Source organism: Streptomyces sp. NPDC020917 (genome assembly GCF_044333795.1).
In the GTDB taxonomy this organism is placed as follows: Bacteria; Actinomycetota; Actinomycetes; order Streptomycetales; family Streptomycetaceae; genus Actinacidiphila.
The window spans coordinates 354,068-370,631 of the sequence record NZ_JBIRRR010000003.1; the positions used below are offsets into that span (position 1 = coordinate 354,068).

8 protein-coding genes and 1 pseudogene are annotated in these 16,564 nt (G+C 66.0%); 5 read left to right on the forward strand and 4 right to left on the reverse strand.

Features of this window, described 5'->3' with window-relative positions; translation table 11 throughout:
- Positions 1–167: 167 nt before the first annotated feature.
- The 5 genes from ACH4TG_RS08735 to ACH4TG_RS08755 all read left to right on the forward strand — a co-directional run bounded on the left by ACH4TG_RS08735 (position 168) and on the right by ACH4TG_RS08755 (position 10,426).
- Positions 168–5,006 (forward strand): putative Ig domain-containing protein, encoded by a 4,839-nt coding sequence (locus tag ACH4TG_RS08735; RefSeq protein ID WP_398241450.1) that lies wholly within the window; start codon positions 168–170, stop codon positions 5,004–5,006.
- A gap of 462 nt (positions 5,007–5,468) precedes the next feature.
- Positions 5,469–6,764 carry an ABC transporter substrate-binding protein gene (locus ACH4TG_RS08740; protein ID WP_398241451.1) on the forward strand — a complete coding sequence of 432 codons (1,296 nt, stop codon included), beginning with the start codon at positions 5,469–5,471 and terminating at the stop codon, positions 6,762–6,764.
- Between the two features lie 52 nt (positions 6,765–6,816).
- The gene (locus tag ACH4TG_RS08745; protein ID WP_398241452.1) at positions 6,817–7,797 is read left to right on the forward strand and encodes a carbohydrate ABC transporter permease; all 981 of its coding nucleotides are present in this window, start codon (positions 6,817–6,819) and stop codon (positions 7,795–7,797) included.
- Positions 7,798–7,811: 14 nt separating this feature from the next.
- Positions 7,812–8,666 carry a carbohydrate ABC transporter permease gene (locus ACH4TG_RS08750; RefSeq protein ID WP_398241453.1) on the forward strand — a complete coding sequence of 285 codons (855 nt, stop codon included), beginning with the start codon at positions 7,812–7,814 and terminating at the stop codon, positions 8,664–8,666.
- The gene (locus tag ACH4TG_RS08755) at positions 8,663–10,426 is read left to right on the forward strand and encodes a beta-galactosidase family protein (RefSeq protein WP_398241454.1); all 1,764 of its coding nucleotides are present in this window, start codon (positions 8,663–8,665) and stop codon (positions 10,424–10,426) included. The genes ACH4TG_RS08750 and ACH4TG_RS08755 overlap by 4 nt, the downstream gene beginning before the upstream one ends.
- A 314-nt stretch (positions 10,427–10,740) precedes the next feature.
- Here ACH4TG_RS08755 and ACH4TG_RS08760 read toward each other — a convergent pair whose 3' ends face one another.
- The 4 genes and pseudogenes from ACH4TG_RS08760 to ACH4TG_RS08775 form a co-directional block, all read right to left on the reverse strand.
- Positions 10,741–11,364 (reverse strand): hypothetical protein, encoded by a 624-nt coding sequence (locus ACH4TG_RS08760; protein ID WP_398241686.1) that lies wholly within the window; start codon positions 11,362–11,364, stop codon positions 10,741–10,743.
- Positions 11,365–11,369: 5 nt separating this feature from the next.
- Positions 11,370–11,730: pseudogene (locus ACH4TG_RS08765) on the reverse strand (transposase); the annotation flags it as partial.
- A gap of 117 nt (positions 11,731–11,847) precedes the next feature.
- Positions 11,848–12,621, reverse strand: coding sequence for a FadR/GntR family transcriptional regulator (locus tag ACH4TG_RS08770; protein ID WP_398241455.1), 774 nt, complete (start codon positions 12,619–12,621; stop codon positions 11,848–11,850).
- A 212-nt stretch (positions 12,622–12,833) separates the two neighbouring features.
- On the reverse strand, positions 12,834–16,445 hold the full coding sequence (locus ACH4TG_RS08775; protein ID WP_398241456.1) for an NEW3 domain-containing protein: 3,612 nt from the start codon (positions 16,443–16,445) through the stop codon (positions 12,834–12,836).
- Positions 16,446–16,564: the final 119 nt, after the last annotated feature.

Sequence of the window (16,564 nt, forward strand, 5' to 3'; positions counted from 1 at the left end):
AAACATCCTCACCCAGGTTCCTGGACGCGGCGGTACAGACAGGGGACCGGCTCGATCGCGCGACTTGAGGAACAGCTGTGGTGGCTGACGCACCCAAAGTCTGCACGCCAGGGGAATCTGCTATTTCAAGCCATTTCGAACAATTTCGACAGGCGCAAGGAGGTAGCATGAAGAGATTTCGCACGTTCCAGTGCGGCGTCGTCACCACCGTCATGGCGCTCGCCTTTGCGGTGGGCAATATGGCCATGGGGCCGCAGGCCCAGGCGAATCAGACCGGCGGCACGGCGCCGTACGTGAACCAATGGGCGGTTGCCGGACCCTACACCGATCCGGTGGTCGAGCAGTCTCCCGTACCGGTTGTCCCCTCCATCGGCACGTCTCTTGCCGACCGGAGCAGCAGCGAGACGTCGACCTGGCAGTACTTCGACGATCGCATCTTCAACCGGAACTACGACGACTACAACGATCTGATGGGCTACTTCGACGTCAAGCAGGGCCAAGCCACCACCAACAAGTGGGTTGTGGCCGCCAGTTACGTCTACAGCCCGACCACACAGGATGTTCAGTGGCAGGTGGGCGGCTCGGGCGTGTACCGGCTGTTCGCAAACGACGCGCAGGTCGGGCAGCAAGCCGGCGTCCCAGGCGACGTCAGCAAGAACGGTACGAAGTACCCCATTCAGTTGAAGCAGGGCTGGAACAAGCTCCTCCTCGAGATCCAGCACAAGAACCCCAGCAAGAACAAGAACTTCCTCGGCTTCTACGCGAGACTCTGCGACGGCAGCGGCAACCTCGTCTCCGGCCTGACGTACTCCGTGGCAGGACCGAACACGCCCGACAACCACCTCTCCGTTGCAACGACAGGGCTCAGCGTTGATCGGGCCGCGTTCGAGAAGCGCAACGCGAACACGCCGGCGAACGACTATCCGTCCAACAGCCTGCCCTACGCCTACGACGAGAACCCTTACGTCGGAATGGTCGCGACGATCGACGGCAAGCGAAACACGTCGGGCAACGCCCCGCAGGCGTCCCCGTTCTCCTTCCAGGCAGCCGGTGGGACTCCCGGGTACTCGTGGACCGTCGCCGACGGCCAGCTGCCGCCCGGGCTCACGCTGGCGACCGACGGTCACATCGACGGCACGGTCCCGAAGGGCGCGGAAGGCACGTCGCAGAAGGACTACGCCTTCACCGTGAAGGTGACCGACGCTCAAGGCGCCTCCGCCACGCAGCACTACACCATCACCGTCAAGAGGAACCCGGTCGACTGGTTCATCGACGGGAAGATGTCGGCCCTGTCCCACACCACAGGGACCATGCCGAACCTGTACGACCCGAACTTCAACTACGACGAATGGGCCCAGACCGCCAAAGAGATGGGTATGACGATGCTTTCGACAGAAAGCGTCCAGAACACCGTCTACTACTGGCCGTCACCGAACGCGGACCTGACCCCGAGTGACAGCAACACTCAGTACAAGTACAACTCGCTGTACCAGGCCGATGACGGCACCTGGCACGTGAAGGACCGCGTCGAGCAGGCCAAGGAAGCTGCCGAGCGTTACGGTCTGAAGTTCGGTGTCTACTTCTCAGCCCTGTACAAGGGCGCGGCGCTTCCTGAAAGCGACATCCAGGGCCTGGTGGCGCGATACAACCCCTGGTACGTGTTCGCCGATGGCGGCCCGGAGTCCTATGCCAACGTCGACGTCGCCTGGAGTTCGGCCCGCAACTACAACGACCGGGTACTCATCGACGCGAACCCGAATCCGCAAACCGGCGATCAGGACATCACCCTGCACGAGCGGCCGTTCTGGAACAGCGAGCCGTACACGGACGGCGGCTGGAGCAGCGGAGTCCTGCCGCAGGGCAGGAAGGTCGCCCACGAGGAATGGAACGATCCCTACACCACGGCCCTGGACGTCTGGACCCAATACGCCAAGGGCAATGAGCGGGACGACTGGGCCGACGCGGCAAAGGAGATGATCGACCAGTACGGCCACGGCTACGTCATGAACTATGACTCCTCGATAGCCGTGACCCGCGGCCTGGACAACCTGAGCAGCAATCTGGACAACACCAACATCTTCTCGATGGTGCCGATCTCCTCACAGCAGCTGTCGGACATGCGCACGTCGATCGTGAAGTGGATGGACAACAACCGAGGTCCTGATCTGCGCGAGTCCATGTACGGCACCACGCCGTACACCATGGACTACACGCCCAAACCAGGCTGGTACACCGATCCGCAGAAGGCCATCGCCCACGGTCAGGGTCCCGACTGGGGCTACGCCATGGCTCGCGACCAGTACGTCTACATGCACATGATCAAGAACCAGATCTCCGGCGTGGCGAAGTCGGGTTTCGACGGCCAGGCTCAGATGAGCCGGATCGGTCCGTTCGACTACAAGGTCGACGCCGTGGAGTGGCTGAACAAGGGAACCGCGCTGCCGTTCACCATGGAGCAGGACGGCGACAAGTACTACATCACCATCGACACGTCCACGGTGACATCGGATCCCATCGACACGATCATCAAGATCAGGACGAAGAGCCCGGTCCGGGACTACAAGATGACGAGCGTCAAGCTGTTCAGCAGCCAGACCTCGACCAAGGCCCTGCAGCTCAGGGCCGAGTGCTACATGAACGACTACACCAACGTCTTCGCGCCGGCGAAGCTCACGTTCACCAGCGACAACAAGAAGGTCGCACATGTGGGCGGCTCCGGCCGGGTCAACGCCGGCGACGACGGAACCGCGACCATCACCGTGACGGCAACCTACGACGACGGTGTGAACGCGCCCCAGGTCAAGACCGACACGTATCCGGTCACGGTGCACGACGGCGCGATCTCGGCGGCACTGCCGCTTGTCGGCGTGAACATGCTGACGAAGGGGGCGTTGTTCTGGGGCCAGTTCTCGACGAACAAGGACGTCCCCGTGACCTTCAAGGCCTTCACCCGCAAGGGCGGCTCGGTCGACATCCTCAAGCCCTCCAAGGTCGTTTACCACTACGCAACCGTCAACGGCAACCGCAACAACGCCAGCGGCAAGATCGAGGTCACTGAGGTACCGTCCGGCGACGTGCCCTTCACCGTCGACGGCACCACCATGAAGTTCACCGGCAGGGTCACCGACCCGACGATGTACAGCTACTGGGCCGACATCACGGTGGACGGGAAGACCTACACCTCGACCCGGAACTACATCACGCTCCTCCCCGACTTCAACGCCGCACAGGGGATCGTGCCGCAGGTGTCCACCGACAGCGCGCACGCCGGCGCCTTGTCCGACGGCACTGTCAACGACGCCTCGGGAGGCAACTCCGACAAGTGGGTCGCGCCGGCCGGTGACGCATCCCCCAGCATCACCTACGACCTCAAGAAGATGCAGGAACTCACCCGCGTCAACGTCTTCTTCAACCACCACATGCCGAACGCCGACAACGTGACCTACTACGACGTGCCGAAGAAGGTGAAGATCGAGTACAGCCAGGACGGTGCCACCTGGACCACGGGTAACGAGACGTCGGTCCTGTCCGGGCCGGGGCTGCCGACGTCGAGGAACACCCAGGCTGTTCCGACGAGCGACACGACGCTGTACGGCTGGGAACAGGACGGCCTGTACTACAACTACCCGGTCGACCCGAACCAGTCCAGCGTGAAGGCGCGTTACGTGAGGGTCTCGTTCCCCGGCGGTGGCCAGAACGGCAGCCCCATCGACGTACTCGAAGTCCAGGCCTTCTCGTTGAGAGATCTCACCGCACTCGGCAGTATCACACTGGATCCGAAGGTGGGAGCGGAGGGCCGCACCGCCGCGGTCGATGTCACAGGATCCTCCTTCCTCGGTCAGCGGATCGGCCTGGGACACGCACAGTTGACCTTCACCAGCGAGGATCCGTCCGTGGCCACGGTCGAGGCCGGCGGCGTGGTGACGGCCGCCGGGAAGGGGCGCACCAGAATCAACGTGACCGCGGAGTTGGACGGGTACCGCGCAAGCGACTACTTCTTCGTCGACGTGGATGCATCCGGCCGGCTGTCCCTTCCGGTGTTCCTCAAAGAAGTGAAGCTGTCGCTCAACAAGAGCGACATCAACACGGACGAGCCGATCGTCGGAACGGTTGAGGGCACCCTGAGCTCGGGCGAGAAGGCGAACCTCTCCAAGGCGACGGTGGCCTACGAGCTCAGCGACGACCGCCTGGAGAACGTCCCGGGCAGTGACACCATCGTGCTCAAGCAGCCGATCACCAGCACATTCCAGGCGACTGCTGACGCGGTCGTGACGCTGGACGGGGTGAAGGTGCGGTCCAACCTGGAAGCGATCACCGCACACAGCGCCAACATCGCCAGTCAGGCGACCGTGACGGTCTCCTCGGTCCGAGACCGGAACGGCGTCCCGGACGGCAACACCCAGGACTCCCGCTATCTCGGCACGATGGCGGTCGACGGTTCCAACGCCACGTCCTGGGCGGCGAAGCAGGCCGACCTGACTCCGTGGATAAGACTCGACTTCCCCACTCCCGTGGAGGTTGATCACATCAATCTGGTCGATCGCGGGCAGTCCGTCAACCAGATCGTGGACGGAGTCCTGGAATGGGAAGGCGGCAGCAAGCGGGTCACCGGTATCCAGTGGGATGGTCAACCGGACAACGTCGTGACGCTTGATGCGCCCGTCAAGACCAGCTGGCTGAAGTTCACCATCGATCCCGACAACACGTACCAGAACCCAGCCGGTGCGGAGTGTGGCCTGGCCGAGTTCGGGGTGTACCAGCCGCAGAAGCCGGCGTCCGTCGTCGACGTCAAACCCATTGCCGTGGACACGACGATCGGCGCCGTGCCGACGCTGCCTTCACAGGCCGAGGCCGTCTACAGCGACGGCACGACCGGGCCGGTCGATGTGACCTGGGATCCCATCGCGGACGACAAGGTGGCCGACGCGGGATGGTTCAGCGTGGCTGGAACGGTCGCCAGCACGTCGGTCAAGGCACAAGCGGTCGTCACGGTGACCGGCAAGTAGCCGGTCCTGTGGCTCAGTAGTCTTGTCGCCGTTTGCGTGAGGCGTCGACCACGACGACGCCTGGGCACCCCATGGAAGTGAAGCTACCGACTCGTATGTGTCGGTAGCTTCACTGGCGTGGCGCGGGTGCCGGGCGCGGGCGGTGAGCTTGTAGCAGGCGACCACGGAGGGAAGGCTGGGTCAGAATTCGCTGGCCGCAGGCAGATACTTCCTCGACCCTCACGCCCCTGCGGAAGCCTCTTGCGCTCGACACACCCTTCCATGTCACGGATATAAGAGGGCTTTTGTCCTCCCGATGACGCAGATTGATCTGATCTAACCCTTGACGGGTATCTGGCGTGACTTTCATACTCGACCTGCCGCCGCTGGTGAGCCGAACACCACGCAACTCAGGTCCGTCGTTCTGGCCGGCCCGCAGGGCCGGATGAAATCTAGGAGAATCCAATGGCTCCACGGAGGATTGTGCGCGCTGGCGCGATGGTCCTCGCGGTCGCGTCGCTCGTGACGTTGAACGCGTGCAGTTCGGGCAAGGACAGCGGTTCCGGTTCGCCGAAGGGCTCGAGTTCGGTGAGCCTCGACTTCTGGGGTTGGGCGCCGGGCTACGACAAGTCGGTGGCGCTGTGGAACAAGACCCACCCGAACATCAAGGTCAACTTCAGCAAAGTGCCGTCCGGTTCCGGCGGTGGCTACACGAAGATGCAGAACGCGGTGAAGGCGGGCAACGCACCGTGTCTCGCGCAGATCGGCAACGAGTCCGTGCCGACCTTCGTGGTCAACGGCGCGCTGGAGGACGTCTCCGCGTACGCGAATCAGAGCAAGGACCAGTTCGTCGAGTGGACCTGGAAGCAGTCCAGCCTCGGGGACAAGGTCTTCGGGATCCCGGTGGACACCGGCCCGACCGCACTGTTCTACCGCAAGGACCTGTTCAGCAAGTACCACCTGCCCGTGCCGGGAACGTGGCAGGACTTCGCCGCGGACGCGGAGAAGTTCCATGCCGCGGGTCCGGAGAACTACCTGATCAACGCGCCTGTGGACTCCTATGACATGGCCGGGTACACCTGGCAGGCAGGTGGGCACTGGTTCGGCACGGCGAACGATCAGTGGCAGGTGACGATCGACGGTGCCGAGACGCAGAAGGTCACCCAGTACTGGCAGGGGCTGCTCGACAAGAAGCTGCTCAAGACCGGGGCCGGGCCGCTTGACACCACGTGGTTCAAGGAAGCGCAGGAAGGACATATCGCTTCAGTGATCACCGCGGTGTGGGCGGCACCGCTGATCGAACAGAACCTCCCGAAGCTGGCCGGCAAGTGGGCGGTCGCGCCCATGCCGCAGTGGAACGCGGGAGAGCAGGCGGCAGGGGACAACGGCGGGTCCACCACGGCGGTGCTCAAGGGATGCAAGCATCCCAAGGAGGCCACCGAATTCGCCACCTGGTTCAGCACCAACACGGACAGCCTGACGAATCTGATCAAGAACACCGGCATCTACCCGGCGGCCAAGAGCGGTCTGGACCTGCCAGCTGTCAATACCCCGTCAGCCTACTTCGGTGGACAGAACATCTATCAGGTGTTCAAGACCGCGGCAGAGAACACCAACCCGAACTGGGTGTGGGGTCCGAGCATGACCCAGGTCGAGTCCGACTTCGTCGACGGCTTGAAGAGTGCCGCTCAGGGCAACAGTTCGATCCCCGACGTCGCCAAGACGGTACAGAGCAAGACGGTCGCGGCGATGAAGAACCAGGGACTGTCCGTCGGCTAGGCGAGAGCCGACGCAGTTGAGCGAAGTCGGCCATGAGGGGTGGAGCCCCCTCGTGGCCGACGCGGACGAGGGATCAACATTGACGATCAACACGGTCGAGCAGGAACTCCCGAGAACCAGGCGCAAGCCCAAGGTCCGGCGATCACCGGCAGGGCGACGACGTACCCTCTCGGCGATTTCCTTCCTGTCGCCGTTCGGGCTGCTGTTCGCAGCGATGATGCTCGCGCCCATCGGCTATGCCCTGTACGAGAGCTTCTTCAAGCTGCACCGTTCCGGATTGGGGCTGTCACAACCCACAAAGACCTTCGCCGGCCTGGCGAACTACACGACGGCACTGCAGGACGGCAACTTCCTGAGGTCCATCCTGCGTGTGCTTCTGCTCGGGGTGGTCCAGGTGCCGGTCATGCTCGGGATCGCACTGCTGCTCGCGTTGCTGCTCGACTCGCCGTCCGCCCGGTTCAAGCGGGTCTTTCAAGTGATCTTCTTCCTGCCCTTCGCGATGCCCGGCGCGATCGCAGCGATCATGTGGTCGTTCCTCTACGCCCCCAGCGTCAGCCCGTTCACGGCCGCGTTCAAGCACCTCGGTATGAACGTGGACTTCCTGTCCGGAGGACTGGCACTGGTCTCGATCGGCAACATGCTGACCTGGGCGTGGACCGGTTACAACATGCTCATCCTGTACTCGGCGCTGCAGGCGATCCCGGGCGAGCTGGCAGAGGCTGCGGTGATGGACGGGTGCTCCGGCTGGCGGCTGGCCTGGCATGTGAAGATCCCGCTCCTGCGACCGGCCCTGATCCTGACGACGATCTTCTCGATCATCGGCACCGCGCAGTTGTACACGGAACCGGCCATCCTCCAGCGCGAGGCGGCCGCGGTCACCAGCACCTACACGCCGATCATGGCCGCCCAGTACGCCGCCAACACCGGCAACTACAACTCGGCGGCAGCCGAGTCCGTGATCTTGGCGGTGTTCACTTTCGTCGCCTCCTTCGGATTCATGAAATTCACTCAACGCAGGGGACTCGGCGCATGACCACGAGGAATGTCATGGGAACCGGCACCGAACGCAAAGTGCCACTGGCCGGCCGCTCCGGCGTGTTCCTGGTCCTGCTGCTCTTCGCGTTCTACACGCTGATCCCTGCCTGGTGGCTGCTGGTGAGCGCCACCAAGAACAAGGGCTACCTGTTCACCACCAACGGTCTGTGGTTCTCCCATTTCGATCTGTGGGCGAACGTGCGCGACGTACTCCACGAGCAGGACGGCATCTTCGTCCGGTGGATCGTCAACAGTGTCCTGTACAGCGCGTGCGGCGCTGCCGTCGCGACGCTGGTATCCGCGATGGCCGGCTACGCCTTGGCCAAGTACTCCTTCCGAGGACGCGACCTGGCGTTCAACATCGTGCTCGGCGCCGTACTGATCCCCGCATCGATGTTCGCGCTGCCCCTGTATCTGATGTTCAGCTCGCTCGGCCTGGTGAACACCTACTGGGCGGTCTTCCTGCCCTGCATCGTCAGCCCGTTCGGCGTCTACCTCGCCCGGATCTACGCCGGGGAGGCAGTGCCGTACGAATTGATGGAGGCCGCCCGGGTCGACGGTGCCGGCGAAGCCCGCATCTTCTGGCAGATCGCGATGCCCATCATGTCCCCAGCGCTGGTCACCATCTTCCTGTTCCAGTTCGTCGGGATCTGGAACAACTACCTTCTCCCGGTGCTGATGCTCAACAACGACAAGCTGCAGCCCGTCACCGTCGGGCTGGCGAACTGGCGGGCCGAACTTGACAACGGCGTGCCCTACAGCGTGACCATCACCGGCGCTTTCCTGTCGGTGATTCCGCTGGTCATCGCCTTTCTTGCGCTGCAACGCTACTGGCGTTCCGGCCTGACCGCGGGGAGTGTGAAGTGACGCTGACGATCGAGCCGGACGGATTCCGCCGCGACGGCAGGCCGCACCGGATCGTGTCCGGGGCGATGCACTACTTCCGGGTGCACCCGGAGCAGTGGCGCGATCGGCTGCTGCGGCTCCGCGCGATGGGCCTCAACACCCTTGAGACCTACGTGGCGTGGAACTTCCACGAGCGCGCGCCGGGCGACTTCGATTTCACGGGATGGCGGGACGTTGCCGGGTTCGTGCGACTGGCCGGTGAAACCGGCCTGGACGTGATCGTACGCCCGGGCCCGTTCATCTGCGCGGAATGGGAGTTCGGCGGGCTGCCGGCCCGGTTGCTCGGCGACCCGTCGGTACGCCTGCGGTGCAGTAATCCGGCCTACCTGGACGCGGTGGACGAGTGGTTCGGCGCGCTGCTGCCGCAACTCGTGCCGCTCCAGGCCGTCTCCGGCGGTCCGATCGTGGCCTGGCAGGTGGAGAACGAGTACGGAAGCTTCGGCGACGACGCCGCGTACCTTCGTCATCTCTCCGACGGGTTGCGGGCTCGCGGGGCAGCCGGTCCGTTCGTGACGTCGGACGGGCCGGCCGACTTCTCGCTCGCCGCGGGGATGGTAGACGGAGCCCATGCCACGGTGAACTTCGGATCGCGCACCGACGAGGCGTTCGCCGTGCTGCGACGCTTCCAGCCGACCGGCCCGGCGATGTGCATGGAGTTCTGGAACGGATGGTTCGACCACTGGGGCAAACCGCATCATGTCCGCTCGGCCGAGAGCGCGGCCGACGAACTCGACGCGATTCTCAGCGCAGGGGCGTCGGTGAACATCTACATGGCGCACGGAGGCACGAACTTCGGGCTGTGGAACGGCGCCAACCTTACGGACGGCGTGTACGAGCCGACCGTGACCAGCTACGACTACGACGCGCCGATCGGCGAATCCGGGGAACTGACCGAGAAGTTCCACCGGTACCGCGAGGTGATCGCGCGGCATGTGCCCGTCCCGGACACGCCATTGCCGGTCATGCCGGAACGGCTCGCCCCGCAGTCGGTTCCGACACGAGCTGTCGGTGCCCTGCTGGAGGGTCCGGGGCCGCTGCGAGACCCGGTCGAGTCGCCGACGCCGCTGACCATGGAGGAACTGGGCCGGTCCACCGGGCTCGTCCACTACCGGGCCCGGGTGACCGTGCCGCCGGGGGACACCACACTGGGGATACGCGAACTGCGGGACCGGGCCCAGGTGTTCCTCGACGGCGAGCCGGTGGGCGTGCTCGAACGCAACGCGCCGCAGGAGCGCCTGGCGATCCGCGGCAACGGAGCCGACGTCACCCTGGATGTGCTGGTGGAGAACCAGGGGCGCGTCAACTTCGGCCCGGACCTGGCCGACCCCAAGGGGATTCTGGGTGGTGTGCTGATAGGGCAGCGCTACGTGTTCGGCTGGCAGCACCGGCCGATCCCGCTGGACACCCCACCGGCACCGACCGGGCAGGACGGTCCGGGGCCATCGCTGCACCGGGCAAGGATCACCGTCGACGATCCCGCCGACGGCTTCCTCGCCTTCGAGGGATGGACGAAGGGATTCTGCTGGCTCAACGGATTCCTGCTCGGCCGCTACTGGCGCGTCGGCCCGCAACGCACCCTCTACGCCCCGGCCCCCCTGTGGCAGCCGGGCCTCAACGAGGTCATCCTTCTCGAACTGGACACGCCGGGGAGGACGGTCGAACTGCGGGCCTCCCCGGATCTCGGCTCACCGGCACCTCAGCCCGATTCCACCGATCAGTGACCACCGCCGCACGACCCTTGGTGAAGAGGCACCAGGTCGCTGTCGCACATCCTCACCCGTTGGCGCCGCACGTGCGGGTCACCGCGCTTGTCGGCTTGGCTGACGTCTGCCACCGACACTCCCGGTCTGCAGGTATCGCGTTGATGCGCCGCGCAGGAGTCTGAGCATTTGACTCCTGCGCGGCGTATCTCCCCCGAACGAGCGCCTCCTGGCCAGGAGTTGGCGGCAGTCGTAACTGATCGTTTCAATATGAGCTGGCGGGCGAGTGGGGCGCTTAGCGTCGGGATGTCCCATGGGTGAGCCGCCACGAGTGGTCACCGACCGCTGCATGACCGTCCCACCGCGGTCTGCGCATCGGCTGCGGCGAGCACGATGTCAGCCAGTTCTGCGGCAGACCGTCCGCCACCCGCGTCGATGCGATCCAGGCCCAGCCTGTCGATGGCATCGATCATGAGTGTCTGGTAGCGCTCAGTGCGGGCCAGGAACTTGTCCATCAGGCGCTGTTCCTCGTCTGTGGCTGCTTCATAGCGGCCCGCCGCGTGAACGCGGGCGCTCACTACGGAGTCCTCGGTGGTGAGCCACACGGCAGCCGTGCGCGGGACCTGCAGCCCCGCGACGCGGACGGGCCAGAGTGCCGACCCCTCCAGAACCAGGCCCGTCCTGCCGTGGTCCTCGGCCGCATGGGCCGTGATCAGCTCTTCGATGCGGGGCCACAGGCGATCGTAGAGGTCGAGAACAGACGTGATCAGTTCGTCAACCGTAAGTGATCCGTAGTGCTCGGCGACGTGCGCCGGCACCTCCCGCTCCGAGGTTCTCCAGGGGCGCCCAGGGTGCCGGGCCAGCCCGTCAGTGCTCAGGCACTCGAACCCGAGCTTCTCCGCCACCACTTGGGTAACGGTCGACTTTCCGACATTCGACGTCCCGCCGATCAGTACCACCCGCACCGAGGGCGGCCCCGTAGCCCGCCTTTGCGAGGGATCGCGTCGAGCAGCGGAATCAACTGTGTGACGTCGTGACGGTTTCCGCCGGTCAGCGAGACCGCGAGCGGTGTCCCCTGGCGGTCCACGTTCACGTGATGCTTGGATCCGGGCCGCATGGTGCAGAGCCGGCCAGACTCCGGCCTCGGTCCAGTCCCGCAGCCGGCGCCAGCTGGTGATGCCGGAACAGCCCACCACCTGGACAGGAACGTCAGGCCAGGCCACACCCTTGCGCAGCACGTAGATGATCCCTGCCAACGCCACCCGATCAGACACGCGAAGGCGGCCGGGGTACCGGTGCCGACGTGCCTGTCGCTGCGGCAGCAGCGGAGCTTTTCGGCCGTCCGAGAGTCCAGGGCACGGTCACGACCGCGGCCACGTCGGTGTCCATGGGGGTGTCGAGCCGGCCACAACGTTCTGATGCCCTTGGAAGCGGGCTGGATCTCAGGAGGAGGTGTCGCGGTGGGGTAGGAGACGGTTGCTGATCTCGCGGTGGAACTGGCTCGTGGTCATGTCGATGTGCTCGGCCATGAGCGACTCGGCCCGCTCCTCGTCCCCCGACTCGATCGCCGCGGCGATGGCCTGGTGCTGCTCGGCGGCCACCACGAGCGACCCACCCGCCGTACCCGCCATGCCTATCACCCCGACCTGCCGCTGAAGTCGCCGCACGAAGTCGACGGTCTGGCTGAAGAACATGTTCGACGCCGCCGCGCCGATCGCACCGTGGAAGACCTCATCGGCCCGGTTGAACGCCTCCACCTCACCGTCCCGCGCCGCGTCCAACGTCAGCCCGGCCGCCTCACGAATCGACTTGACCTGGGCAGGCTTGGCACGCTGCGCGGCCAGCCGCGCGGTCGTGGTCTCCACTTCACGACGGAACTCGAACAGATCGTCCACCTGCCGCAGATCCGCGGGAAGGAACTGCGCCAACGATTCCTGCCAGCGCGAACCCTCCGGCTCGGCGACATAAATCCCGCGGCCCTTCTGCACCGACACCCGGCCCAGCGCCGAGAGGATCTTCACGGCCTCCCTGACCACCGTCCGGCTCATCTCGACGGCGTCCGCCAGGTCCTTCTCCGTCGGCAGCCGGCTCCCCGGACCGAGCCCCTGCGCCACGATGTACTCAAGGATCCGCTCAGCCGCGATCTCATAGCCGGGGCGATACGCCGCGCGGGCACCACCCTCCTGCGGGGCGGACTGCGACTCAGGGCCAGTCACGTGCTCTCCTCCAAGGTCCGCGGTCCGGCCGCGGGCGCTGCGCGCCCACTCACTTCGCGCCGATTCGCAAATGTTTCATGTTTATATTCGAGCGTGAGGTCAGTGAACCATATCCAGGGCCTGGATGCGACCGGCCCGTCAGACACGGGCCGAGGGAGCGCACGAACCGGCGGTAGCGGCCGGCGCCGCGCAGGCGCCGGCCGCTGCCGGTGTCAGCCGATTGCGGTGGAGAAGATGTGCATGCCCGAGGCGTTGGGGAGGGCGACGTAAGCGACGGTCTTACCGGGGCGGAGGGCCACGGTAGCGGCGTAGACGTTGACTTGGAGGTTGGTGACGCCGCCGCGGCTGGCGTTGCGGTGCGGGAGGGTGGCGAGGATGTCGCTCCCGGGCGCTGGGGTGGTGCTGGTCCAGTCGCTGATGGCGAGGGTGTAGGCCTGGGTGGTGCCGTCGGTGTAGGTGATGGTCCCGGTGCCGGAGGCGTCGCCGCCGCTGGTGGCGAGGAATCCGAGCGTCGCGCCCGTCCCGGTCATGGCGATGGCCTGGCCCTTGGCGGTGACGTTGTCCGGTGCGCCGGGTGTGGTGTCGGGCCAGGTGAACGTCAGGCCGTCGTGGCTGACCTGGGCGCCGGGGGTGAGGCCGGCCGCGGCGAGGGTCTGGGCGGAGATGCTGCGGCCGCCGCCGTCGAAGTCGGCCCCTGCGGGGTTGCTGTCGTCGCTGATGCCGGCGTTGTTGAACGTGGCCGGGAGCGAGGAGTAGGGGACGGTGGTCTGACCGTCGGCCTCGTCGGTGACCGGGGCGCCCTGGTAGGTGGCGGTCGCGGTCAGCGGGTAGGCGGCGGCCTTGGCGTCGGCGGGGACGGTGACGTTCCAGGTGGTGGTGGCGGTCTGTCCGGCGTCCAGGGTGGGGAAGGTCGCCGGGGTGGCGGCCGTGGCGGTCCAGCCGTCGGGTACGGCGAGCTTGACCGCGGTGTTGGGCAGGGCGTGGCTGCCGCCGTTGGTGTACGTGGTGGTCACGGTCGCGGTGGCACCGGGCTTGGCGAGCGCGGGGGTCGCGATGGACAGCGGGTTGGGGACCGAGACGTCGGCGATGGCCTCGGCGCTGGTCCTGGCCCCGTCGTAGGTGGCCTGTGCCACCAGGGAGGTGCCGCCGGGCTTCGCGTCGGCGGGCGGCGTGACGTGCCAGGTCATCGTCATCGTCTCGCCGGGGGCGAGGCCGCGGGTGCCGGCGCCGGTGGTGGCTTCGGCGGTCCAGCCCTTGGGCACGGTCAGGGACAGTGCGGCATGCCGCAGCGTGGTGGTGCCCGGGTTGGTGTAGGTGGCGGTCACGGTACCCGTGCCGCCGCGCTGCACGGTGGAGGGAGCGTCGATGGTGACCGGGGCCTTCACCGCTTGCGGGGCGCTGTAGGTGAGGAAGCGGATCTTCGCGGTGGACCCGGTGGACCCGGTCGCGTTGTACGCGATGGTCTGATCGCCGGCGGTGTAGGACGCGGCGCCCTGGGCGGTCACGGTGCTGAGCTGGTGCCAGGTGCTGTCGTAGACCTTGGCGGTGGCGGTGCCGTCGGCCACCAGGTAGCCGCCCGAGGGCACGGTGGTGTGGAAGGTCACCGTCTGCCCGCCCAGGGTGAACGAGGGGTCGGTGACGTTGCCGCCGGAAGCCTGCAGCTGGAACTGCAGCGGCTGCGCGTCATGCGTGTTCGTGTACGTCCAGCTGCTGGAGCTGCCGTTGTTGGGCGCGTTCAGCGTGCTCGCCGGGTACTCGACGTTGTAGAGGTTCCACTCCTTGCCCGGGTGCACGGTCTCCAGGTGCCAGTAGGACTTGGCGTCCTTCATCGCGTCCATCTGCTGGGTGGTGAAGGCGTGCGCGTTGCGGGCCGCCTCCCACTGCTTCCACGCGTCCAGAACCTCGGCGGTGTCGCCGCTGGCCTTGAGGGCGGAGACGCTGGCCTGCAGGCCGGCGCCCGCGTTCCAGGCGGCGTTCTTGGAGAGCTGCCATTCCTGGGTGAGTACCGAGTCGCTCGAGTGATAGGTGACCCAGCCCATCATGTTGGGCATGTAGTTGCGCTGGTAGTAGGCCTGATGGGCGAGGAGTGACCCGGTGTACGTCGTCCCGTGAGAGCCTTCTCCCCACGAGATGCGGCCTGTTGCGTCCCAGGTGCCGGGGAGGAGGTTGCTTGCCTCGGAGATGAAGTCGTCAGTGGAACCGATCTTCCGGTACATCCCGTTGACGAGCTTGTTCGTTCCGAACGTCCCGTAGCCGGCGAGGGTGGCGGTCTCCAGGCCGTCGAAGGACATGGCCTTGATTCCGGTGGTGTTCCAGATCTGCGCCAGCCGGTCGGCGAGCCCGGGAAGCATCGTCATGCCGGCGTCGAACTGGCCGTACGCGTACCACTGCATCCGGGCCAGGTCGGCGCCCGCCGGGTGGGCGGCCGCGGTGGTGCCCCACCCGCCGCGGTTGGTGAGGGTGACCTGGTACTCGTTCGCAGTGTCGGCCACCTTCGTCACCGCGGTGAAGCTCAGCAGCTCGTTGCCGATCCGGATGTTCCCGGACCCGCCGGTGAAGATGGAGTTGCCGTCGACGTAGACGGTCTTCGAGGTGGCGTCCAGGGGGCGGGTCAGCGTGACCGAACCCGCTGTCGCCAGCCCAGGGTCGGGCACCGGCGTCACATAGCGGTCCCAGGTGTCGACCGTGTTGGACAGCGTGTGCACGCCCACCGACACCCCGCTCGTCGCCGCCGTGGCGGCCAGCTTGGCCGCGGCCGCGTCCGAACTGCCGAAGGAGGAGTCGAACTGGTAGTGCCCGGTCGACTGCCAGGGCCCCTCCGAGTTCGGCAGCGAGTAGACGTACCGCATCCCGCCCTGCTTGGCGTACGCGCTCGCCTGGCCGACGTCGTTGGTGTTCAGGTCGCTGAGCACCAGGAAGGACTGCGAGGCACCCTGCGAGGTCTTCTCCCACTGACCGTCGATCTTGGGGTGCAGCAGGCCCTCCCCCGTCTCGACGTCGGAGAGGGTGTTCAGGACGTTCCCCGGGTCGGTGCCGAACAGGGCGATCTTCGAGCCCTTGATCAGCGCGTCGTCACCGCTCAGCGGCGGGACCGCCACGTCCGGCTCATTCGTGCCCTGCCAACCGACATACCGATGACGGGTCTTGGTGTAGTCGTAGGTGTAGGCCTGCAGGATGCTGCCCCAGGACGTCTGGTCGGCACTGAACCAGCCGTACGCCCAGCTCTGTGTGGAAGGGTCGCTCTTCGCGGGACCGTCGGTGTAGGTGAGGTTGTCGTACTCGTCGGGCCAGCCGCCGACGCTCTTGTCGTTGAGGCCGTGGATGCCGATCGCGAAGTCGTTGTCGCGCACCACGCCGACCGTCTCGCCCACGGTCTGGGTGATGCTGGTGGTGATCGGACCCCAGAGCAGGGTCTGCACGTCCACCCCCGCCGGAGCGTTGACGCTCGTCACCTCCAGCGTCGCGTAGCCCGCCTTGGACGCCACCTGCACACCGATGGTGACGCCCTTCCCACCGAAGCCGAAGACGTAGGTGGAGGACCGCCCGTCGTAGGACAAGGACGTCGGCAACTGCTGCGCACCGTCCACGACCAGCTTGATCAGTGGCGCATGGTGGTCCGCGCTGGCGTAGTCACGGCCGTTCACCGTGTCCACCAGCCCGGTCACCGTCCCCGTGGAGTCCAGCCCGATCCGCAGCGAGCCCGCCCGGATCGTGTACGGCGCATCGGCCGCAGACGCGGAGGGCACAGGAGCGATGGCTGCCACCACCCCGATGGCCAGAGCCACCAGCCCTGGTCTCAAAGCGCCGCTTGTTCGCCTTCTCATGTTCGTTCCTATCAACCGTCGTGATGGGGAAGTTGTGCGAGCGAAGGTCGTTCCGTGGGATCGCGCCGCGTATCCCGTTCGCGGACTGCTGCATGGATTCCCGGCCGCTCCCTGTCCCT